The 22,818-nt window shown below is 47.5% G+C and carries 17 protein-coding genes and 1 pseudogene; 11 read left to right on the forward strand and 7 right to left on the reverse strand.

From position 1 onward, the window contains the following. Positions 1-104: 104 nt before the first annotated feature. Entirely contained in the window at positions 105-911 is an 807-nt protein-coding gene (locus F7D73_RS14160) for a Cof-type HAD-IIB family hydrolase (protein ID WP_367383727.1), read from the forward strand. Between the two features lie 368 nt (positions 912-1,279). Here F7D73_RS14160 and F7D73_RS14165 read toward each other — a convergent pair whose 3' ends face one another. Continuing rightward, positions 1,280-2,644: a response regulator gene (locus F7D73_RS14165; protein WP_153125716.1), complete on the reverse strand. Its 1,365-nt coding sequence runs from the start codon at positions 2,642-2,644 to the stop codon at positions 1,280-1,282. Positions 2,645-2,686: 42 nt separating this feature from the next. Next, positions 2,687-5,080: a ligand-binding sensor domain-containing protein gene (locus tag F7D73_RS14170; protein WP_194256930.1), complete on the reverse strand. Its 2,394-nt coding sequence runs from the start codon at positions 5,078-5,080 to the stop codon at positions 2,687-2,689. A gap of 145 nt (positions 5,081-5,225) precedes the next feature. Here F7D73_RS14170 and ilvA point away from each other — a divergent pair, with 145 nt between their 5' ends. The 3 genes from ilvA to F7D73_RS14185 are packed head-to-tail and all read left to right on the forward strand — an operon-like array spanning position 5,226 to position 7,690. Continuing rightward, complete coding sequence (ilvA, locus tag F7D73_RS14175; RefSeq protein WP_153125720.1) at positions 5,226-6,425, forward strand: threonine ammonia-lyase; 1,200 nt, start codon at positions 5,226-5,228, stop codon at positions 6,423-6,425. A 57-nt stretch (positions 6,426-6,482) separates the two neighbouring features. After that, positions 6,483-6,857, forward strand: a complete 375-nt coding sequence (locus tag F7D73_RS14180) for a RidA family protein (protein WP_006848032.1) — start codon at positions 6,483-6,485, stop codon at positions 6,855-6,857. 44 nt (positions 6,858-6,901) lie between these two features. Beyond that, positions 6,902-7,690, forward strand: coding sequence for an ABC transporter ATP-binding protein (locus F7D73_RS14185; RefSeq protein ID WP_153125723.1), 789 nt, complete (start codon positions 6,902-6,904; stop codon positions 7,688-7,690). A 277-nt stretch (positions 7,691-7,967) separates the two neighbouring features. Here the strand turns inward: F7D73_RS14185 and F7D73_RS14190 are convergent, their stop codons facing one another. The 4 genes from F7D73_RS14190 to F7D73_RS14205 all read right to left on the reverse strand — a co-directional run bounded on the left by F7D73_RS14190 (position 7,968) and on the right by F7D73_RS14205 (position 12,165). Further along, positions 7,968-9,803, reverse strand: coding sequence for a VapE domain-containing protein (locus F7D73_RS14190; RefSeq protein WP_153125725.1), 1,836 nt, complete (start codon positions 9,801-9,803; stop codon positions 7,968-7,970). A 152-nt stretch (positions 9,804-9,955) separates the two neighbouring features. After that, positions 9,956-10,408, reverse strand: a complete 453-nt coding sequence (locus F7D73_RS14195; protein WP_153125727.1) for a DUF6078 family protein — start codon at positions 10,406-10,408, stop codon at positions 9,956-9,958. Positions 10,409-10,815: 407 nt separating this feature from the next. Beyond that, entirely contained in the window at positions 10,816-11,187 is a 372-nt protein-coding gene (locus tag F7D73_RS14200; RefSeq protein WP_153125729.1) for a hypothetical protein, read from the reverse strand. A 78-nt stretch (positions 11,188-11,265) separates the two neighbouring features. Then, positions 11,266-12,165, reverse strand: a complete 900-nt coding sequence (locus F7D73_RS14205) for a DMT family transporter (protein WP_153125751.1) — start codon at positions 12,163-12,165, stop codon at positions 11,266-11,268. Positions 12,166-12,252: 87 nt separating this feature from the next. Here F7D73_RS14205 and F7D73_RS14210 point away from each other — a divergent pair, with 87 nt between their 5' ends. Next, on the forward strand, positions 12,253-13,983 hold the full coding sequence (locus F7D73_RS14210) for an RluA family pseudouridine synthase (protein WP_153125731.1): 1,731 nt from the start codon (positions 12,253-12,255) through the stop codon (positions 13,981-13,983). A gap of 55 nt (positions 13,984-14,038) precedes the next feature. Here F7D73_RS14210 and F7D73_RS14215 read toward each other — a convergent pair whose 3' ends face one another. Then, the gene (locus F7D73_RS14215) at positions 14,039-15,697 is read right to left on the reverse strand and encodes a putative transporter (protein WP_153125733.1); all 1,659 of its coding nucleotides are present in this window, start codon (positions 15,695-15,697) and stop codon (positions 14,039-14,041) included. 195 nt (positions 15,698-15,892) lie between these two features. Here F7D73_RS14215 and F7D73_RS14220 point away from each other — a divergent pair, with 195 nt between their 5' ends. The 6 genes and pseudogenes from F7D73_RS14220 to F7D73_RS14245 all read left to right on the forward strand — a co-directional run. Beyond that, positions 15,893-16,762: a PfkB family carbohydrate kinase gene (locus F7D73_RS14220; RefSeq protein WP_153125735.1), complete on the forward strand. Its 870-nt coding sequence runs from the start codon at positions 15,893-15,895 to the stop codon at positions 16,760-16,762. A gap of 66 nt (positions 16,763-16,828) precedes the next feature. Beyond that, positions 16,829-18,886, forward strand: coding sequence for an AAA domain-containing protein (locus tag F7D73_RS14225; RefSeq protein ID WP_153125737.1), 2,058 nt, complete (start codon positions 16,829-16,831; stop codon positions 18,884-18,886). Between the two features lie 237 nt (positions 18,887-19,123). Then, the gene (locus F7D73_RS14230; protein WP_089543334.1) at positions 19,124-20,416 is read left to right on the forward strand and encodes an ATP-binding protein; all 1,293 of its coding nucleotides are present in this window, start codon (positions 19,124-19,126) and stop codon (positions 20,414-20,416) included. 96 nt (positions 20,417-20,512) lie between these two features. Beyond that, complete coding sequence (locus F7D73_RS14235; RefSeq protein WP_153125739.1) at positions 20,513-20,914, forward strand: hypothetical protein; 402 nt, start codon at positions 20,513-20,515, stop codon at positions 20,912-20,914. A gap of 60 nt (positions 20,915-20,974) precedes the next feature. Next, positions 20,975-22,339 carry an MATE family efflux transporter gene (locus F7D73_RS14240; RefSeq protein WP_228117756.1) on the forward strand — a complete coding sequence of 455 codons (1,365 nt, stop codon included), beginning with the start codon at positions 20,975-20,977 and terminating at the stop codon, positions 22,337-22,339. Positions 22,340-22,543: 204 nt separating this feature from the next. Beyond that, positions 22,544-22,818 (forward strand): annotated as a pseudogene (locus F7D73_RS14245) (hypothetical protein); the annotation flags it as partial.

Below are 22,818 nucleotides of genomic sequence, written 5' to 3' on the forward strand. Positions count from 1 at the left end.
GTTACAATACAGACAATCCTTTTGAGAAAACTTTGGTGCGGTCAGTTTTTTATATTAACTTTGCAGCATAATAGCAAAATAAGACAATGGAAAAAACAAAACAGATTCCTTACCGTGCCATCGCCTTAGACTTGGATGGCACCTTGACAAACCACGAGAAGGTGGTCACCCCAAAGACTCGTGAAGCTCTCCTTCAGGCATCAGCCAAGGGAGCAGTAATCATCCTTGCTTCCGGTCGACCTACCTACGGCATCGAACCGGTGGCAGAATGCCTGGAGCTGAACAAGCAGGGAGGATACATTCTTTCCTATAATGGCGGCAATATCGTGAATGCCAAAACTGGCGAAAAACTCTTCTCGCAGTTCCTGCCAGATGAAGTGATACCAGAATTATATGCGTATGCCGAGGAGAACGGTCATGCCCTGCTGGGATATGCCGGCAACGAAATCATCACCGAGATGCCGGATGACCAGTATGTCAAGGAAGAATCACGCATCAACAAGATGAACATTCGAAAGGTAGAGAACCTGTTTGAAGCCCTGGAGCCTCATCCAACCAAACTCCTCATGACGGGTGATCCGACCCTCATGCTCAAGGCAGAGAAGGAACTGGTGGAGAAGCTGGGAGACAGAATGGATATCTTCCGCTCAGCTCCTTTCTTCCTGGAACTAGTACCTAAGGGTATCGACAAGGCTAAGTCACTGAGTCGTCTCTTAACGAAAATCAACCTCACCCCTGCCGATATGATTGCCTTTGGCGATGGCTACAACGACCTCAGCATGCTGAAGCTTGCAGGCATGGGAGTGGCTATGGAGAATGCTGCACCAGAGGTTAGAGCCGAGGCCGACTACGTAACTTTATCGAATGAAGAAGACGGTGTGGCAGCTGCTCTCGAACACTTCAACATGTAAATTCTACCACTACTTCACTCATAAAGTTCGAATCATTCTAATCATTCATATTTCAAGAAATCCCCCTATTTGGGGGATTTTTTGTTATTCTCTATTGGAAAATTCGTTACTATCAGGTATTTTTTCGCTATTATTCAGCATTTTTATAGATTTTCGAAAAACAATTATATAAAATCGAAACACATCCCAATGGAAAAGCCCTACCTTTGCTAGGTCAAATCATTTTAGCATGCAGAATATGTGTTCTGCATAAGATGAATTTGAGTGCCAAAAATAAATATCAATGACACAAACAAAACATAGGCAATCCAAAAAAAGATGCGAAAACGCTGGAACTCGCTTGGCGAGACATACTCAAGCAATTGAGCCTATAGGTATTCACTCGGCGAAACACCGAACTGCTTCTTAAAAGCTACAGAGAAATGGGCCGCAGTACTAAAACCAGTCAACACGGCTATTTCAGAAATACTGTACTTGCCTTCACGCAGCCAAGCTGCTGCTTTGTTGAGCTTATACTTACGGAAGAAGATACCAGGTGTCTCGCCAGTGAGTTCCTTAATCTTGTAATTAAACTTCGCCGGACTGATCAGCATGTCGCGACACACGGTAGCCACATTCAAATCCTGCTCCGCAGAACGTTTTTCCATCCTTCTATATAATTCATCCATAAACTTCTGGTCTTGCAGAGAAAGGGTATCTGCCACTTTCGCAGACAGCGAAGCAGTCTCTGTACTCTCACTCAAGCGCTGACGGAGCAGTTGCATATTATGCAACTGCGACTTGACAAGTGCCTTAAGATAAACCGGGTCGAACGGCTTGGTGACGTAAGCCACAGCCCCCAGCTGCAAACCATCAATCTGCTCGCTCATCGTAGACATGGCGGTAATCAGTATCACTGGGATATGGCTGAAAGAAAGATTACTCTTCAAAAACTTGCAGAATTCAAATCCCGACATCTGTCCCATAATCACATCGCTGAGAATAAGGTCCGGCTTCACCACTTCCAAATCTGCCAAAGCCTCTTCGGCAGAATAGCGATTCACCACTTCATAGGCTGATGCAAAGATATGATGAAGGTATTGAGCTACATCCACATCATCATCTACAATCAGGATTCTAGGCAGAATCTTACCGGAAGGAGAAGTATTTCGGGTAGAATCATCCTTTTCAGCAAGAGAATTCTTCACTCTTCCCTCTTTACTCTTCACTTCCAAAGCTCTTCCCTCTTCACTCGTCACTTCCAGCGGTATCTGCATTATGCGTTTCCCGCGATCAGCGATTTCCACCTTATTGTATATAGACTTATCAGCAGGAAGGGCGAAACTGAATTCCACACCATTCCTGAGCGAAGCCTCTTCCGAAGTCTCGCTCACCACTTTGATATTCTTCACCCTAACAGAACCATGATGAAGTTCTACCAGACGCTTTACATAATAGAGTCCGATACCCGTACCCCAACCATACAGATCAGAATCCTGCGAATCAGCCAGCTGGTAATAGCGCTTGAAAACATCCTGCATCCTATCCTCAGCCATCAATTTGCCACTATTGAAGACAGATACCTTCAGAATATCATCGTCAACATGGGCGCTTATTCTGATTACACCGCCAGGCGAAGTATGCTTCAAGGCATTGGTAAAAAGATTGTCCATGATTTTCTCCACCTTATCACCATCCAGCCACATCAGGTAGTTACCTTGCTTGATGACCAGTTCCAGTTTAATGCCTTTCACCCTAACAGATTCTTCAAAGGAAGCTACCTGCTGGCGCAACTCTTACGCAGCATCAACCTCTACAACCCTGAGGCGCAGCTCATCGGTCTCCAGCTGGTTAAAGTCGAGCATCTGGTCGATGAGCCTCAGCATTCTATTTACACTTATACAGACATGATTCAGGATGCGATGCACCGAATCGGGCAAAGCCTTGTCGGCATTCAGCATCATCAGCGGACCGGCAATGATGGTGAGAGGGTTACGAAATTCGTGCGAGATATTGGCAAAGAATTTCATATTCATCTCCTTGGCACGCTTCTCGCGCTCTGTTTCACGCTGTTCTTCCAGAAGACGAAGATGATTGGTACGGGCCTTCAGATAGAGCCTGTTGAAAGTATAGAGCACGAAAGCGATGATACCAAAATAGAGCAACCATGCCGCTGACGACCACCAAGGAGCCGGCTTGATGATAATCTCTATCTTACGCTCTGCCAATGCAGGACGGTTCATGGAAGAAATCAATCGCAGATGGAAGGTGTATTTACCTGGTGCCAGATTGGAATAATGAGCCACACATTCGTAAGTAGGTGCCTGCCAATCCTTATCATAGCCCTCTAACCGATACTGACACATCAATGCCGATCGACGACCGAAGGAAGGATAATAGAAACTAAACTTCAAGTCGTTCTCATCATAAGTAAAAGTATAACGGCTCAGACGCGATACTTCATCGGTAACGGCAAACACCTTACCCTCTTGATTCTTCACCTCCAAACCAAAGATATTGAGCATCTTGCTGGCATGGGTACCAACATAGGTTCGCAGAAAATCAGTATTCATAGCCTGAGGAGGCATGAACTTACAACCGTCAGAACTGCCAAACACAACACTCCCGTCAGGAGAAAGACAAACAGAATTGGCATAGAACTGCCAGTCATCCTGATCCTGGCTAGCCGATAGAAGACTGCTCATCAGGAAGGTTTTGTTGGCATGCGTCAAGAAGAAGGCATTTCTCATCGTGGTAACCCAGACCTGCCGGTTGGCATCTTCTACCATCGCTTTTATATGCTCATCGCTCAACAATAGATTCACACGGCGCATATACTGCTTCTTCATATCCATGAAATAAAGTCCATCCCGCATCGTGCCCAACCACAGATAGCCATACGAATCCTGCCTTACAAAAGCAGGGTCCATATTGCCATTATGAGGCATTCCCGCCACCTTCAGTTCCTTCAGCTTACCGGTCTTGGGAGAGAAGATAGCAAGATGCATACCTACCATAAACAGCATGATATCGCCATTGCTGAGCTTTACCATTTCCGTATCATCCGTATAATGGGGACTGGAAATCCGGAGGGTATCAGGCTGCAGATTATCAAACCTGAAGCGCAGAAGTTTTCCATCACGGCTACTCACATAAAGATGACCGTCTACCGCCAAGCCGTTACCCAGCATAGGAAGAATCACAGGCGACTTATGGAGCACTTCTACACGCTCGTTGCTGATACGGCAACTCAGCACCTGATGATCACTCACTAACCAGGCATGCTGGTCATCATATTTCACCATGTTGTTGAGATTGATTTTCCGAGGGGCAGGAATCGAATCGAAAATGTTTTTCAACGGAGTCTGACCTATCTTCTTATTTTGCTCATCATAGATAAAAATACGGAGGGCAGTACTTGCCAGGATATGTTTTCCCACAGTAGTCATGGAAAGTATTGCAATTCCCTTCGTTTTTTCAGCCAGAAGATTATCGTTGGCTTTCTTGTAGGCAATACGGTTCTGGGAAACGACCTGGATACCGGCGTTGCGATAACCCACCCAGAGATTATCGCCCAAGTCCTTGAAGGTTGCACTCACCACCTCTACCGGCTTGCGCAAGATAGAATGGTCTTCAGGAAGTGGAGCTTTCAGATTATTGGGTTCTATCTGTCGAGCCGATGGGGTTATCTTCTCATCTCCACTGATATGAAAAGTCTTATTGCCATCACTAACCAATATCGCCAGAGAGTCATGCTTTTCCGGACTATCCTCTATAGCTATAATGTTATCATTCTCACCGGGAAGCGGGATACGATGGAAGCGATAACCTCCCACGTATCGTGCCAATCCATTCTGAGTACCCACCCACATTCTGCCTTTCCGGTCCAGATGAAGCACATTGATATAGTCATCGGGAAGCGCAGTAGTATCCTTGATATCATAACTGAACTGCACATAATCTTTGCCGTCGTAAACATTGATACCAGCCGACGTACCAATCCACACCAACTCTCGTCTATCACTTGCAATAGACGTAACGCTCTGCGATGAAAGCATATAATCTTTCGTCGCCGTCTTACCTTTTTCCTGTAACAACGCAAGAGTAGCTTTTCTGCCAGGATCCAGGCAGTAAAGGGCAGCAAGCAGGCAGAACATGGCTGCAAATATGATGACTATCGCTTTTTTCATGTCGGCAAAATTACACATTATTATCGAATAAACAAAAATTAAACCAATTTATTTTGTGATTTCTTCAAATTAAAGTATCTTTGCACAATTATTCAAACAGGATGACAAATCCTGATATTAGGGACACTAAAGCATATCAGCAGTTATGTTACAATTAGACAATTTCTACAAGGCTCGCTTCGTGCTGAGCAAGGTGATTAGAAAAACTGAGCTGGTTCACACACCAAGAATCAACCCAGATAGTGATGTTTATCTGAAACCGGAATGTCTTCAAAAGACAGGTTCGTTCAAGATTCGCGGTGCGTATTATAAGATTTCTCAACTTTCTAAAGAGGAGAAAGATAAGGGAGTGATTGCCTGCTCAGCAGGCAACCATGCACAGGGCGTGGCGCTCGGAGCTACCGCCATGGGAGTGAAGAGTCTCATCTGCTTGCCGGAGGGTGCTCCTATCTCCAAGGTAGAAGCTACCAAGCGACTGGGTGCCGAAGTCTGCCTGGTGCCGGGTGTCTATGACGACGCTTATCAGAAAGCTTTGGAACTGAAGGATGAATATGGTTATACCTTCGTGCATCCTTTTGATGATGAGAACGTAATCGCTGGTCAGGGAACCATCGGGCTGGAGATTCTCGACCAGTTGCCAGATGTAGAAGCGGTCGTTGTACCTGTAGGTGGCGGCGGCTTGATTTCAGGAGTAGCCTTTGCCATCAAGTCATTGAATCCTAACGTCAAGGTTTATGGTGTTCAGGCAGAAGGAGCTGCCAGCATGGTTCAGAGTCTTCATGATCACAAGCAGGAGAAATTACCATCTGTAGCTACCGTAGCCGATGGCATCGCCGTGAAGGAGCCGGGAAAGCTCACCTTTGAAACCTGCTCCAACTACGTGGACGAAATCGTGACCGTAAGCGAGGACGAGATTTGCGCTGCCATTCTGAAACTCCTGGAAAGCGAGAAGATGGTAGCCGAAGGCGCTGGTGCAGCTAGCGTGGCAGCCGTGATGTATAACAAGGTGCCGGTGAAGGGCAAGAAAACCATCTGCGTGGTGAGTGGCGGTAACATCGATGTAACCATCCTGAACCGTGTCATCAACCGTGGTCTCTCGAAGAGCGGACGTCTCTGCACCATCGAGATGGAGCTTGATGATAAACCAGGCGAGCTGGTAGAGGTTGCATCCGTCATCGCAAGTATGGGTGGAAACATCACGGGAGTTCATCACGACCGTTCTGCCAATCGCAACAAGGTGAATGCCTGCGTACTCCGACTCACCATGGAGACCCGCGATTCCGCACATGTCAAGGAAATCAAGGAAGCCTTGGAACAGAAAGGCTTTCATCTCTGGATTGTATAGCGATAAGCTATAAATCGTAAACTACAAATTATTAATTATAAATAAATAAAGATTATCATGAACGCAATTCACACAGACAATGCGCCTGCAGCTATCGGTCCATATAGCCAGGCTATCGAAGTAAACGGTTTTGTATTTGCATCAGGTCAGATTCCTATCGACCCTGCAACAGGCAATTTCGTAGAGGGCGGCATCAAGGAGCAGACCCGTCAGAGTCTTACCAATGCCCAGAACATCCTGAAGGCAGCCGGTACCGACCTTTCTCACGTAGTGAAGACTACTGTATATCTGAACAGCATGGACGATTTCGCAGCCATGAACGAGGTTTATGCCGAGTTCTTCAGCCAGCCATACCCAGCTCGTTCAGCCGTAGCCGTAGAGAAGTTGCCTAAGGGTGCATTGGTAGAGGTAGAAGTATTGGCTGCCAAGTAAATCTCCGCTTCGACAGTATAAACATTTCGAAGGAAGAAGATTTGATGGGAGCAGGAATCACATTCAAGAATCTAACGATAGGCTATCGCTCGAAGCATCAGCTCAGAGCGGTAGCCTCATCTATTCATGCCTCACTCCAGGAAGACAAACTGACCTGTCTCATCGGAGCCAACGGAGTGGGCAAATCTACCTTGCTCCGCACCTTATCCGGATTTCAGCCACCCCTTGATGGAGAAATCCTGATTCAAGACAAACCCCTATCCGATTATTCAGTCCGCGAACTCGCCCAGGAAATAGGTGTAGTTCTCACTAACCGTATGGATACTCCCCAACTTTCTGTTCAGGAAATCATCGGCATCGGCCGTTCTCCCTATACCGGCTTCTGGGGAACCTTATCCTTGGCAGATCAAAAGATAGTAGATGAAGCCATCCGGCAGACAGGCATCCAGCACTTAGCCTCCCGTTCTATCACAGAGTTAAGCGATGGCGAGCGCCAGAAGGTGATGATTGCCAAAGCGCTGGCTCAGCAAACCAGCCTCATCATCCTGGATGAGCCTACCGCCTTCCTCGACTTTCCGAGCAAGGTGGAAACCCTCCAGATGCTCCGTCGCCTTGCCCACGAGCAGCATAAGTCTATCTTATTGTCAACCCATGATGTGGAACTGGCCCTACAGATTGCCGATCAGCTCTGGCTGATGGAAGAAAGCCATCTCTCCATCGGTACCCCCAAAGAGCTTGCAGCAGACGGCTCGTTATCCAGATTCATCGACCGGGATGGCATCAGATTTGATGTAGAGAAGATGAGGGTAGAATTATCTTCTACATTTTCATAGTGCAATTTCCTACCGCTTATTCTCTGTATCAAACCGCATAATCCCATCTCCCCGCATCATAGCCCCTATTAAGTAAAAACGCATTTTGATATTTCGGAGTTTTTGACTATATTTGCATCAGAAATCCAACAGATTTCCATGACAGGAAAGTCTGAAACTAGAAATCTATCATACTAAATAAGAAAATCAGCCATCCAGCAGCAGTCCGTTGCCAATTGGCTGATTTTTCATTTTTTATCCGTTCGCTATCGAAATTCATCTATCGGGATGCCATCCCTCACGATTTTCGCACCACCAGATACCGCATGCCGTCGTTGAAACGCTTGCGGTGGATGGATGGCATCTGAGAAAGTTTGCGGCCAAAAGTGATGAGATTGCTCAACTTCAACGATGAACCGATGTGACTCTTCAGCTCTTGGAAAATCTCGGCTGCCGTAAGATATTCGCCCTGTTTGGCATCATCGGTCAGGTCGAAATAGAGATCAAAATACTGGTCTACCGGCGAAACCACCTCAAACTTCCTGTTGTTCGCCATGATCAGCCGAGTCTGCTCCGCATCAAAATAAGTCTTCTCGCCTGCCCGTAAAGCAGAGAGAGCCTGCGCATAGAGCTGTTCATAATTCGGACGCTGACTCACATTGATAGGTCCCGTAAGCTCTACACCTAGAAACCGGCGATTACCGGAAGGATCGGAAAGAATATCCTCCATATTGCTCGTAGCAATAAAAGACGCCATTCTCGGAAACTCCTGTACATGACTGCCATACGGTGGCTTCATCTTGACACTCGGCAACTGGATGATGTTTTTCAGGAATCCCTGCTGCACCTGAGGAGAAATCTGGTTGAACTCATCCAGGTTGATGACCAGCGACTGGCACATTGCCTGAAGCACCTGTCTTTTTTCTGACAACACAAGGTTATCGTTATACCCCCACTGCAACTCCGGCGGAACCAGAGATCTGCAGAAAGTACTCTTGTTGTAACCCTGCTTGGAGATGAGAAGCGGCGCCACAGAGTTGCCATATTTGCGATGACTGTAGGCACGCCACTGGTCAACCATCGCCAGAAACCAGGTATAGAACCAATCCTCCCAATAAGGATTATCAGTAGGCACCGTGCGCGCCAAGGCACGGATATGATCCTTTCCATCCCATTTCCCCTCACACTTATACAGAAAGTTTTCTACAGGATTATAGGTAGAAAGAAGGTCCGACTCCAGATAATTGCGCACATCCTTGATACTCACACGGATGTTGGCGAGCTGTACCTCCAGCGTCATGCGCTTCTGCACACGGGCATCCACAGGCTGATAGCCCCAATAATCTTTTTCCTTCGGCCGGTATTCTGTGCATTTCATTACCGAATTATAACGGAAATCATATTTCTTACACAGAAATCCGATCATACTCATGATATTGTCACTCAACTCTTTACTGTCGTTATCCACATCTGCGGAAGAGTTATCAGCATCCCTCTCATCAACGCTCTCCACAGGTTTTTCTGCGTCATAAAAAACTTCATTCAACGTCAGGGGCAACGCATCTTCACGATAATAAGGAAAAGAATCTCTTGTCATCAGGAAATCAGAGAAGATAGAAGGCTCGGGCATCTGCATCTTTGCCTTCACAAGTGCCTGATAAAGCGGAGCAAAGGTCAGGAAAGCCTGCTTGTAAATCCTGTCGGCAGCAACCTCCTCATCAGGTAACGTCCCCTTTGCCAGAGCATATTTCGCCAGGACATGCAGACTGATGCCATCGGCTCCCACAAAGGCTGCAAGAGTAGAAGGCATACTGGCTACTTTCTGCTTGATGGCATCTGCGCCTCCATCCTCATCTATATGAACAAATGTAAGCAGCAGAACGCCGTTGTTTTTCTTTATCTTCAGGAGACCGTTCTCCGATTTCTGAAATTCTGCCGCAGGATGAACATGCATCCAGGTTGGCATATCCTTATATCCATCATAACCATTCGTGAGATAAGGTACATATTCACGGAAGTTCTCCACAGTATTCCTGGCATCATCGTTTACGATGCGCTCAAGGAAACGTTCCAGACTCTTGGTACTTACCAGGAGCTGGTTCTTTTTATTTCTATGTGTTATGGTAAATTTCATTGTCTGTCATTTAAAAAAGTTTATCGATATGAAACACTTTATTTCATGCTATGAAACAGTTTGTTTCAAGCTGAGAAACTCTCCGTTTCACACTGTGAACCGAATCGATACGTCACATTCCCGCTTTCGATACATCGGCAGGGGATTCTGCTTTATTCGTAAATGAATCCGATTTCTTCTGCATAATGATCATAGGCAGGTTCCCCATAACCATATTCAGCAAAGACCTTCTTCACCTGCTCCTGCATTTCCGGCGTAAGATGTTTCTCCCCCCGATGTACACGATAATAGGAAGTGCGGTTGCCCAGAACATCCATGACCCGGTACTTGATGGTCTGCATTTCGACATGTTTTACCTGGTCGTAGAGATGGGAAAATCCCCATGCTGCCTTGAACTGGTACACACGCATGAAATGGGAGCAAGATGCATGAAGGTTAGCATCGGGATAAACCGCATTTCCAGCAGTAACATCATCGGGTTTGAACTTTGCCGAGATGAATCGGATGCATTCTGCTGCCCGAGGACAATCGGCATTGAAGCAGTACATCCAATGATAATCTACCAGACTTTTGATAAACTCAGGATCATTAAGATTTAATTTCATGAAAGAATAAAATTTAAATTAAACATTAGGTTTCGCAGTGGTTATTGCCATTGTGGAATCTGTGTTGTCAACTCTCCGCAAAGAAACACGGGGCATCTATGACAAGAGCGTCGGTCCCATGTAACTTGGTTGCTGCAAAGATACAAAATTTTAAAGCCAAATGCAAGCTTTGTCCCAAAAACTTTCATCCTTGTCCCGAATCACGTGCATAAAAAAGCGTTTTCAGCAAGAAGATAAACTGAAAAACATGATGGATAAAGGCAATAAGTGATGGATAGCGTGAGGGATTTTGCAAACATTTCGTTCATCTATCACGCTACACAAAGAAGATAACATTCTTATTATCAAATGATTATAGATTCAAAAAGAGAAAACGTGAGGGATATGAGGGATAAAAAGAGAAAAAACTATTTCCCTTTTTGCTGTTCTCTTATTATTCTGAACGTCAAATCGGCTAGCTTTTTGAGTTGTGCATGAATCCTTCCTCGCCCGAAAGCCCAGAAAATAAGAGCGGCAGAGGCTGGTGCGGCATGTGTTCCAACATATTGGCGCATTTTAGGAACAGTACAGTTTTCGATGCCAAAATCTTGCATGGCACAGAACACTTGGGTGGCAGGTACTTCAAAATCGGCCTTGGTGCGTTGATCTCTAAGTACCAACGTAGTCTTGTTAACCTTTACCACCTTATATTCCTTATTGGCGTTACTGCGATATACCTTAATAGTCTTTATCGTTTGAATAAAACTATCGAATGTCAATGTATTAATATCTTCTATCATTATTTTTTGAATTAGATTTTGTGGTGGTGAGGACATCATTCCACCTCTTATTATATTTCTCCTCGTTTATACTGAACTTTATGATTCTCCCCTCGTTTTCTTTTCGGCAATATACATACCTGCCAGGATGCAGGCAGCACCTACCAGGAAGTAAGGGGTGATTTGCTCATCGAGTACCCATGAAGCGAAAATCATGGTGGTGATAGGGTTGAAGTAAACCCAGTTGGTTGCCTTTACCGCTCCAAGCTTGGAGATACACCAGTTCCACGTCAGGAAGCAGACCATGGAAGCCAGACAGCCCAGGAAAAGCAGATTGCCGATAACCTGCGGACGGGTGAAGACTTCCAGAGGAGGAAAGCCCGGGATGATGAGATAATAAGGCAAGATGGTGAGTACACCATAAAAGAAAACCTTTCTCGTAATGAAAGCCGCACTATAATCGCCCGTTACCGACTTCATCAGCAGCGAATAAATCGCCCAGCACATACACGCCGTAAACGCCAGAGCATCACCTACCGGAGAGAGATGGAGCACAAACCTGCCGTTCAATACCACGATGATCATACCCACAAATGCCAGAAGAGAACCCAGCAGCTGCACGATATGGATGCGGGCAGAATCCTTATAGACCAGCCTCACCAGCAAGGTGGCAAAGAGCGGACACGAACAGACAATGAGCGAAGTATTGGTGGTAGTGGTGAAGTTCATCGCCTCGTTCTCGCTACAGAAATAGAGCGAACCGCCCGTAATGCCCAGCAACGCCATCTTCAGCTCATCCTGCCAGGAGTCGGCAAAGAACCGGCGATGATTGAAAGCCAGCATCAGTATGTAGGCGATACTGAAGCGCAGGGTGAAAATCTGAGCAGGCGACAGCCCGTTCAGCATCAATACCTTGGTAGATACGAATGTTGTTCCCCATATTGCCACCGTCAGGAAGGCGATCAGGTGATAGAATATGTTGCTGTTTTGCGTATTCATCATAAATTTTCATTTTTATTTTGCAAAATTAAGACTTTTCTGTGGATAAACCAAGAGTTCTATCTATTTTTTTTGTATTTTTGCAGCATGATTTTCCATCCATTCCATCATACTTCAGAAAATGTTCCTGCAAGGATGAACAATCCTTTGGATTACGAACCGGATCCGCTCTGCATCCAGGCGTGCAGGGAAGTGCAGGAGATGCTTGCCAGACGAGAAGACTGGCAGGAAGAGATTGCGCGCGGCAAAATGTTTGGCGTGCTCATCGTAGAAAATGTAAAAACAGATACCGATGTCCCGAAATGGGGATACCTGGCAGCCTACAGCGGACAGATTGGCGGAAGAAGCGACTGGGAGGACTTCGTGCCTGCCGTATTCGACTATCTGCAGCCCGACGGCTACTTCAAGACCCACGAGGCAGAGATTTCCCGTATCAACCAGAGCATCAGCCACCTGGAGAAGGATGAAAGGATGAAGGAAGCCAGAACCCTGATCCGGCAACTGCAGGAGGAGCGGAAGCGTACCATCGCCGCCTATCAGGAGAAGATGAAGGAAGCGAAGGCAAAGCGTGACAGCCGCAGAGAGGCAGGAAACCTATCAGAAGCGGAAGAGGCGCAGATGATCAGGGAAAGCCAGTTTATGAAGGCTGAACTGCGCCGACTGAAGAAATCGCTCTCGGAAAAGACTGCCCTGGAAACGGAATTTGAGGATTATCAGGAGAATATACTGAGGCTGAAGCAGCTGCGCAAGCAACTCTCTGATGCCCTGCAGCAATGGCTTTTCTCGCAGTTCAGAATGCTGAACCAGGAGGGAGAAAGCAAAGACCTGCTGGAGATTTTCAGAGATGAAGCCCTGAAGGAGTATCCGCAGGCGGCGATAGCTACGAGCAGGATTGCAGCCCTGAAGATGGTGCCGCCAGCCGGGAGCGGCGAGTGCTGCGAACCGAAACTGCTGCAATATGCCTACCAGCATGGTTACAAACCGCTGCAGATGGCTATGTTCTGGTGGGGAGAAAGCCCGAAGGAGGAAATCCGTCACCACCTGCAGTTCTATCCAGCCTGCAACGGCAAGTGTAAGCCGATACTGCATTGGATGCTGCCGCCATCGGTATTCGAAAGCCCTGCATCGGCAGAAAACGGCATCGGCGGACAGAAGGGACCATTCCCTAAACAGATAGAGATGCTCTATGAGCAGGTGGAAACGCTCTACGAAGACTGCGAGCTGACCGTGATCCACAAACCTGCAGGATTGCTGTCTGTACCGGGAAAAGACGCAGCCCAGCCTTCCGTCTACGCCCTGATGCGCAGCAAATATCCGGAGGCTACCGGTCCGCTAATCGTTCATCGCCTGGACATGCCAACCAGCGGCGTGATGATGATAGCCAAGACAGAGTTTGCCTATCATCGGCTGCAGAAAGCGTTCCTGAATCATCAGATACAGAAGAAGTACGTTGCCATCATTTCGGGAAAGGACATTCCTGAAAAGGGAATCATCTCGCTTCCTCTAATGCCCGATTATCTGGACCGTCCCCGTCAGATTGTAGACCATGAGCAGGGCAAGGAGGCGATTACGGAGTATGAAGTACTGGAGCCTGTCGACGATTCCCATCTCCGAATAGCTCTCTATCCGAAAACCGGCAGAACCCACCAGCTCAGAGTGCATTGTGCCCATCAGGAAGGACTGAATGCGCCCATCCTCGGCGATCCGCTCTACGGCAACGAGAAGGCTGCCCGACTGCATCTACATGCCGAGGAGATTACCTTCGAACATCCCCTGACGGGTAAGAAAATAACGATAAAGAGAAAGGCTGATTTCTAAACGGAATCAGCCTTTTTTCTGTCTATTTTTATTCAAATTTTTCAAGTTAAGCCCTTCAGACAAAGAACATGATGATGACCTGGGCGATGATGACTCGGATAAACATGCCGAGCGGATAAACCGTAGCATAGCTGATGCTAGGCGTATCGCCATCCAAGGTCTCGTTGGCGTAGGTAAGCGCCATCGGATTCGCCATACTGCCGCAGAGAATGCCGCAGATGCTTCCGAAGTCGTACTTCTTGGTCTTCAGGATGATAAGACCCACAATAACTACAGGCACTACCGTGATGAGGAAGCCGATGCCTACCCACATCAAGCCTTCTGGACGAACCACCGTCTCGAAGAACTGTCCACCTGCCGACAAGCCCAGACAACCGAGATAGAGGGCAAGCCCCAGCTCGCGGAGCATCAGTCCCGCACTACGGGTCATATAAGAGATGAAATGCACACGAGGTCCGAGCGCACCAATCAGAATACCCATCACGATAGGACCACCTGCAATACCCAGACGCACCGGAGCCGTCATTCCCGGAATATTCAAAGGAATGGTTCCTACGGCAAGTCCGAGGATGATTCCGAGGAAGATGGCGCCCAGGTTAGGCTCATTCAAGGTCTTTACCGCATTTCCCAGGAACTGCTCTACATGGTCGATACTCGTAGGATCGCCAACCACCGTCAGACGGTCGCCATACTGCAGACGGAGGTCATCGGTAGCCAGCAGACGGATATCACCACGCAACACTCGGCTCACGTTGACGCCATAGGAATTTCTCATCTGCAGGCTTCCCAGTCGCTTGCCGTTCAGTCCCGGACGGGTCATCACGATGATGCGGCTTTCCACCTTTGCATCAATCGCATTCCAGTCTACCTTATCATTATTCCACTCCTTGTTCACCTTTTTTCCGAAGAGAATCTGCATCGCCGAGACCTCATCTTTATTGGTAACCACGAGCACATTATCATTGGTATGGAGAACCGTATCAGCCTGAGGCACAATCACCTGCTCTCCTCTCCATACACGTGAGATAATGAACTTGCGATGGGTCATCATCGAGATTTCGGCGATGGTATTGCCATTGAGTGCCGGGTTCACGATGACGTACTGTCCGATGGCTGTATGGTCGTCTTCATCGGCACGTCGGATTTCCAGGTCAGCCGGCTTGACGAAGAGCTTGCGCAGGAACATCATCGCCAGGATGACGCCCACCACTCCCAAGGGATAAGTGACCGCACAGCCCAAAGCCGCTCCACCACTAGGCAATCCCAACTGCTGCAAGGCCTGCTGGGCAGCACCCAGAGCCGGCGTATTGGTAGTAGCACCACAGAGAATGCCCACCATATCAGGCAGACTGACAGGCAGCACCAGGCACAAACCGAGCGAGAACAAAGTTCCCACGGCAATGACTGCCAAGCTCCAGAGATTGAGCGAGATGCCCTCGTGGCGCATCGAACCGAAGAAGTTAGGACCCACATAGAGTCCCAGCACATACACGAACATGGTGAGTCCGAAGCTTTCTGCAAACTCCAGCATGTTCTCACCGATGGTGAGTCCGAGATGACCCGCCACGATACCCACGAAAAATACGAAGGCTATGCCGAGGGAGATTCCCTTGACATGAATCTTGCCCAGAGCAAGACCCAAAGTACAAATCAATGAAAGAATGACGATGCCCTGCACCGCCGAATGCACGTTGATTAAATTATCAAACCACATAATATAGTCTAATCTATTCTCTAGATAATGTTCAAATTATTTAAATCCGGTGCAAAGGTACATTAAAATACGAATACCACCAAAAGAAATCCGGCTTTTTCTTCTAAATATTTGCCATAAAAGCAGAATTAAAAGAAAAAACTCTGAAATACTCAAAGTTTTTTTGTAACTTTGCAGTCGTTTTAAATAGAAAAAATGAAAGATATTTGTTGTATCGGTCACATTACCAAAGACAAGATTGTGACCCCGAATCGTACTGTATACATGGCAGGCGGAACTTCTTTTTACTTCGCTTATGCTATCAATCAGTTGCCCAAGGATGTGAGTTTCTCACTCATCACGGCAATGGACCCAACAGAGAAAGAACCTGTTGAGAAGATGCTCGAAGCCGGCATCGACGTAACGTTGAACCCTTCCCGCAACACGGTTTTCTTCGAGAACATCTACGAAGAAGACCAGAACAAGCGCAAGCAGCGTGTACTTGCCAAGGCTGATCCGTTCACCATCAGGCAGTTGGAGCATGTAGAGGCCAAGGTTTATCATCTGGGCAGTCTGCTGAGCGATGATTTCTCGCCAAAGGTAGTGGCTTATCTTGCCGGTAAGGGCAAGGTTTCCATCGATGTGCAGGGCTATCTGCGCGAGGTAAGAGACGAGAAAGTTTACGCCATCGACTGGAAGGACAAGCTTGATGTACTCAAGAACACCTATTATCTGAAGGTGAACGAGACGGAGATGGAAACCATCACCGGATTGAAAGACCCGGTAGAAGCCGCCAAGCTGATTCATTCCTGGGGCGTTACCGAGGTAATCATCACCCTGGGAAGCGAGGGTTCGCTGGTTTATGTAGACGACACGTTCTACGAGATTCCAGCCTATGCTCCTCACGAGGTGGTGGATGCTACCGGATGCGGCGACACCTATTCGGCAGGCTATCTCTACAAGCGCCTGCAGGGTGCCACTCCTACCGAGGCTGGCAAGTTTGCGGCTGCCATGTGCACCATCAAGCTGGAGCACAACGGTCCGTTCAACCGCACCATCCAAGACGTAGAACGCGTCATGAAATAAATTTTAGATAATTTATCCTATTATCTTCTTATTTTTGCCTGAATTGGTGTAACTTTGCAACCAATTATGGAACAGATTTCACCAATTCAGGCATTATTGCAACAACGCACCCTGCTCCAGCTGGAGTATTATACCGAGAAAGAAGCCTTCCGCAAGCTCACCGAACAGATGGGAATGCAGCGAAAGGTGAAACGAGGTGATGCCTGGTTCCCGCTCCGTGTGGGAAAAAGCTTTTATAATTCGCTGAACCAAACAGCCATCGAGGTCTTCCGTACCTCTGACCAGGATATCGAGCACAACTTTGAGTTCGGTCGCCCCGTCATGTTCTTTATGGTCAAGAAGATGGGCAAGAATGAGAACCAGGGCAACACAGCCCTCCAGCTGTCAGAAAACGCTAATCAAAAAGTTCAAAGTTCAAATCTCAAAGTTCAAAGTATCAAATATTTCTCCTTCACCGGAACCGTAAGCTATGTGGATGGCGACAGAATGGTGATTACCGTACCCGATTCTGCCCCATTGCTCGATTTGCAGCAATCTACGGAGCCTATCGGCGTACAGCTATCCTTTGATGAAACCAGCTATAAGCTGATGTTCGAGGCCTTGGATAGAGTGATGAAGGCGAAGAACAACCGCCTGGCTTATCTCCGCGATTTATTCTATTCGCATCAGAAGGCTGGCAGATTCTCCTTCGAACCGATGAAGTTCCCTTGGCTCAATCCTACCCAGGAAAGGGCTGTGAATGAGGTGCTCTGGGCAAAGGATGTGGCGATTGTTCACGGACCTCCGGGAACCGGAAAGACCACAACCCTGGTGGAAGCCATCAACGAAACCCTGATGAGAGAGAGTCAGGTGCTGGTGTGCGCACAAAGCAATATGGCGGTGGATTGGATTTCTGAAAAACTGGTGGATAGAGGTGTGAATGTGCTCCGTATCGGAAACCCAACCCGTGTGAACGACAAGATGCTGGGCTTCACCTACGAGCGCCGTTTCGAGAGTCATCCCGACTATCCGCAGCTTTGGGCTATCCGCAAGGCAATCAGAGAATTAAGAAAAAACAGGAAGAAAGGCAGCGAGAACTATCATCAGAAGATGGATAGGCTGAAGAGCCGTGCCGCCGAAATAGAAATCCGCATCAATTCTGAACTCTTTGGCGAGGCGCGTGTCATCGCCTGCACCCTGGTAGGTTCTGCCCACAGATTGCTGGAGGGAATGAAGTTCGGCACCCTCTTTATTGACGAGGCTGCGCAGGCTTTGGAAGCAGCCTGCTGGATTCCGATGAGAAGAGCCAGCCGGGTGATTCTGGCTGGCGACCATTGTCAGCTGCCACCTACCGTAAAGAGTATTGCGGCATTAAGAGCCGGACTGGGCAAGACCCTGATGGAGCGCATCGCCGAAAACAAGCCGGAGGTTGTAACCCTGCTGAAAATCCAATACCGCATGAACGACGAAATCATGCGATTCTCCAGCGACTGGTTCTACGGGGGCAAGGTGGAGAGTGCGCCACAGATCAAATACCGCAGCGTATTGGATTATGACCATCCGATAACGTGGATTGATACTTCGAACGAGGAGAATCAGATAACGATAGAAGGAGAAGATGCTCCTGAGGATTCTGCTTCTACATCATCTTCTGTATCTGCAGCCAATCAGAATTCTGATTTGAACTTCAAGGAGCAGTTTGTGGGCGAGAGTTTCGGGCGTATCAACAAGGCAGAGGCAGAGCTAACCCTGCTGACTCTGGCGGAATACTTCACCAAGATAGGCAAGCAGCGGGTATTGAGTGAGAGCATCGACGTGGGCATTATTTCGCCTTATCGTGCCCAGGTGCAGTATCTGAAGAAGCTCATCAAGAAGTATGAGTTCTTCAAGCCTTACCGCCGCCTGATCAGCGTAAACACGGTGGACGGTTTCCAAGGGCAGGAAAGAGACGTGATACTCATCTCGCTGGTACGTTCCAACGATGAAGGTCAGATAGGATTCCTGAAAGACCTCCGCCGCATGAACGTGGCGATGACGAGAGCCCGCATGAAGCTCATCATCCTGGGCAACAAGGACACAATGACGAAACATCCTTTCTACAAGAAACTGTGGGAGTATGTGGAGGCAATCAATAATGATGAATAAGACAAGGAAAGCGGTTGTCATGAACGTAATACGAGAAAAAGTTCGTGTAAAAAATGCAAGTGTACGATGAAAGTTCGTGTAAAAAAGTGTACGCATACGATGAAAGTTCGTGTAAAAAAGTGTTGAAAACATTTGGGAGTTCGTGTAAAAAAGTGTATCTTTGCAACCGGCAGAGCTGTTTAAACATCATAACAGCAAGTTATTAACATCATTAACAACTTCAAAATGTATGTAAGGATGAAAAGAACGATTATAGAACAATTAAAAGCATGGAAAGAGAGCCTTTACAGAAAGCCCTTAATCTTATCAGGAGCAAGACAAGTAGGCAAGACTTATATCCTCCAGGAGTTTGGGAAACAGGAATATGACCACGTTGCCTACATCAACTGTGATGGAAACTCTGAGATTGCCAACATATTTGCAGAAGATTATGATATGAAGCGAGTCCTAATGGTTATCGGAGCCATTAGCAAACAGCCTATAATCCCTGGCAAAACGCTTATCATTCTGGATGAAATACAAGAACTTCACAAGGGACTTTCCTCGCTGAAGTATTTCTGTGAAAATGCACCAGAATACCATGTGGCTGTAGCAGGTTCACTTTTAGGCGTTGCCATGCACCAAGGAGAATCCGCCCCAGTGGGAAAGGTTGACATCATTCGCCTCTACCCTATGTCTTTCGAAGAGTTTCTTATGGCAAAAGACGAAGAACAGTTGCTGAACATATTGAAAAGTAAAGACTGGAAGACCATCACATTACTTCATGATAAACTCATCAAGATATTAAGAGAATATTATTTTGTAGGGGGAATGCCTGAGGCTGTGAAAACTTATCTTGCAACTAACGATGCAAATCTCGTCAGACAGGTTCAGAACAACATTCTCACCATTTATCGTAGTGACATGTCGAAGCATGTCAGCCCAAATGAAGCCACTCGCATCAGCATGGTTTGGCAATCCATCCCTTCCCAGCTTGCCAAGGAAAACAAGAAGTTCATCTATGGAGCGGTGAGAAGCGGAGCACGAGCCAAGGATTTTGAGATGGCAATACAATGGCTGGTGGATGCAGGTCTCACCTATCGCATTTCCCGAGTAAGAGAAGTTGGAATGCCTTTGAAGTTTTACGAAGACCTCAATGCCTTCAAGCTGTTTCTCCTGGATGTCGGCCTCCTGGGTGCGCTGAGCGAGATGGAACCTGCCCAAATGCTCATCTCCAACAAAGCCATGACGGAGAGCAAGGGGGCGTTCACGGAAAACTACGTCCTTACCCAGCTATTATGTCAACAGGACATTTACACCTATTATTATAGTAGGGAAGACGCTCGCTTGGAGATAGACTTCCTTGCCCAGCACCAAGGGGTGATAACTCCGATAGAGGTAAAAGCGGAAGAGAACCTGCGTTCCAAGTCACTTCGCGCCTTCTTTGACGCCCATCCCGACTTGCGAGCCATCCGCTTCTCCATGTCGCCATACAAGGAGCAAGAGTGGATGAAGAATGTCCCATTGTACGGGGTAGAGGAGAGTTTCTAGGAACTCTTCTCACAATACTCCCTGAACTTTGCCTTAGTCATGGCAATACCAATGAGTCTATTAGATAACGCAACAGTAACAACAAAATAAAAAAATATGCTACAACGAGACTACATACAGCGATTGATTCGCGAGTTTATGGCGGCACTCGAAAGAATGCTCGAAAAGAAAGAGGTGGAGGTGAGACGTGAGAAGATTAAGGAGCTCTACAATCAATACGTGGGCCCTTATGCCTTCTACAGCATCGCCACCATCGAGGATGTGATGAAGGCAATGGCAGGAATTGCCGATGAGGAGAAACGACTCTCCAAGATGGATATGCTTGCCGAACTCTACTATCACGAGGCTGACATGGTGGGACAGCCCACAAGAGATGAACTCCTGAACAAGGCCTTCATGCTCTTCGATTATGTGGAAGCTCACGGGGATACGTTTTCCATTGAGCGCCGCAATAAAATGGCACAAATCAAACAGAAGATTGGAGATGCACTCAAATAAAGAGTGCACCCTCCTCCTTTTTTATATTTCTAGGATAACAAAAACTAATCATAAAGTTCAATGTTCAAAACTCAAAGTTCAAAGTCAACAAACGACATGACTGTAGGTTCGCCCTTGCGAGCCATCATCAAATTTGCGATTCCGCTGATTCTAGGCTACATTCTTCAGCAGATGTATCTCATCATCGATGCCGCCATCGTGGGAAGATGGATTGGCGTAGGGGCTCTTGCGGCAGTTGGCGCATCCAGCTCCATCATGTTTCTCATCATGGGCTTCTGCAACGGCTCCTGTGCCGGTTTTGCCATCCCTATCGCCCAGGCTTTCGGTGCCAAGGATTATGCCAAGATGCGGGCTTACGTAAGCAACAGTATCCGCATCGCCGTGGTGTTTGCCGTGGTCATCACCTTTCTTTCCTGCATCTTCTGCGGAAAGATTCTGCATCTGGTGAATACGCCGAAGGAGGTGTTCGATGATGCCTACATCTTCCTGATGCTGCAGTTTGCGGCAATTCCTTTTACCATCGCCTACAATCTGCTCTCCGGTCAGATCCGCGCCCTGGGCAACTCGAAACAGCCTTTCTATTTTCTCATTACCGCCTCGGTCATCAACATCATTCTCGATGGCATTCTGATTCTCGGCATGGGACTGGGCGTAGAGGGTGCGGGCATTGCCACCTGGCTCTCGCAGGGAATCTCCGTGCTGCTCTGTATCTGGTTTATCAAAAAGAAGATGCAGATTCTAATTCCGAAGGGTGAGGAAAGGAAATTCGACAACAAAAAGGTAAGCATTCTGCTGAACAACGGTGTTCCGATGGGTCTGCAGTTCTCGATTACCGCCATTGGTCTCATCATGCTCCAGAGTGCCAACAACGCTCTGGGAACGGTTTATGTGGCTGCATTTACTGCCTCTATGCGCATCAAATATCTCTTTACCTGCGTTTTCGAGAACATCGGAGTGGCGATGGCTACCTATTGCGGCCAGAACCTGGGAGCCAGGAAGCTGGATAGAATCGGTCAGGGCGTAAGGGCTGCCATCAAGATGATGGTGGTTTATTTCGTCTTCACCTTCCTGCTCATCTATCCGTTTGCCGACGAGATGATGATGCTCTTCGTGGATAAGGGCGAGGCTGAGGTGGTGACCTATGCAGCCCAGTTTATGCGCATCGCCAACTATTTCTATCCTTGTCTGGGCTTGCTCACCATCCTGCGCTACAGCATCCAGGGCTTGGGTTACAGCAATCTCTCGATGCTGAGTGGCGTGATGGAAATGATAGCGAGATGCGGTGTGAGTCTCTGGCTGGTGCCTGCCCTGGCGTGGACGGGAGTCTGCTTCGGCGACCCTGTGGCGTGGGTCATGGCAGATCTCTTCCTCATTCCCGCCTTCCTGTGGCTTTACAAGCATCTGAAGAAGGAGCAAGTCCACTAGAGTAAGAGAAAAAGCAAGCCCGCTAGGCGTTCCTCCGGATTTGCAATCCGGAGTCAAAAAAGGTTCGACCTACTTCTTGCGGATTTGCAATCCGCACAACCAAGCTCTCATTTATTTAAAAATTTGCATTAAAAAATATTCTGCTAAGGGTTAGGAAAATTAAAATTCGATTGTAATATAGGCAAAAGAAAAGAAAATAAAGTAATGCAAATAAACAAAGAAACGATAGAACAGCTCTTCCGGCAGCATTATCTGAGGATGTACCAATTGGCCAGGGTACTTCTGAAGGATGATGCAGCCAGCAAGGATGTGGTGAGCGAAGTCTTTGCCGATGTGCTCGACGGAAAGACCCAACTGGGACTTGATAACGAGACGGCTAACGACAAGACAATAGCCAGCGAACCGCCCCTGCCTTCCACCAACGCCGGGAGCTATCTTCTGGTGTGTGTGCGCCATAAATGCCTCAACCTGTTGAGCCG

The sequence above is a fragment of the Segatella copri genome (assembly GCF_009494395.1).
Classification (GTDB): Bacteria; Bacteroidota; Bacteroidia; order Bacteroidales; family Bacteroidaceae; genus Prevotella.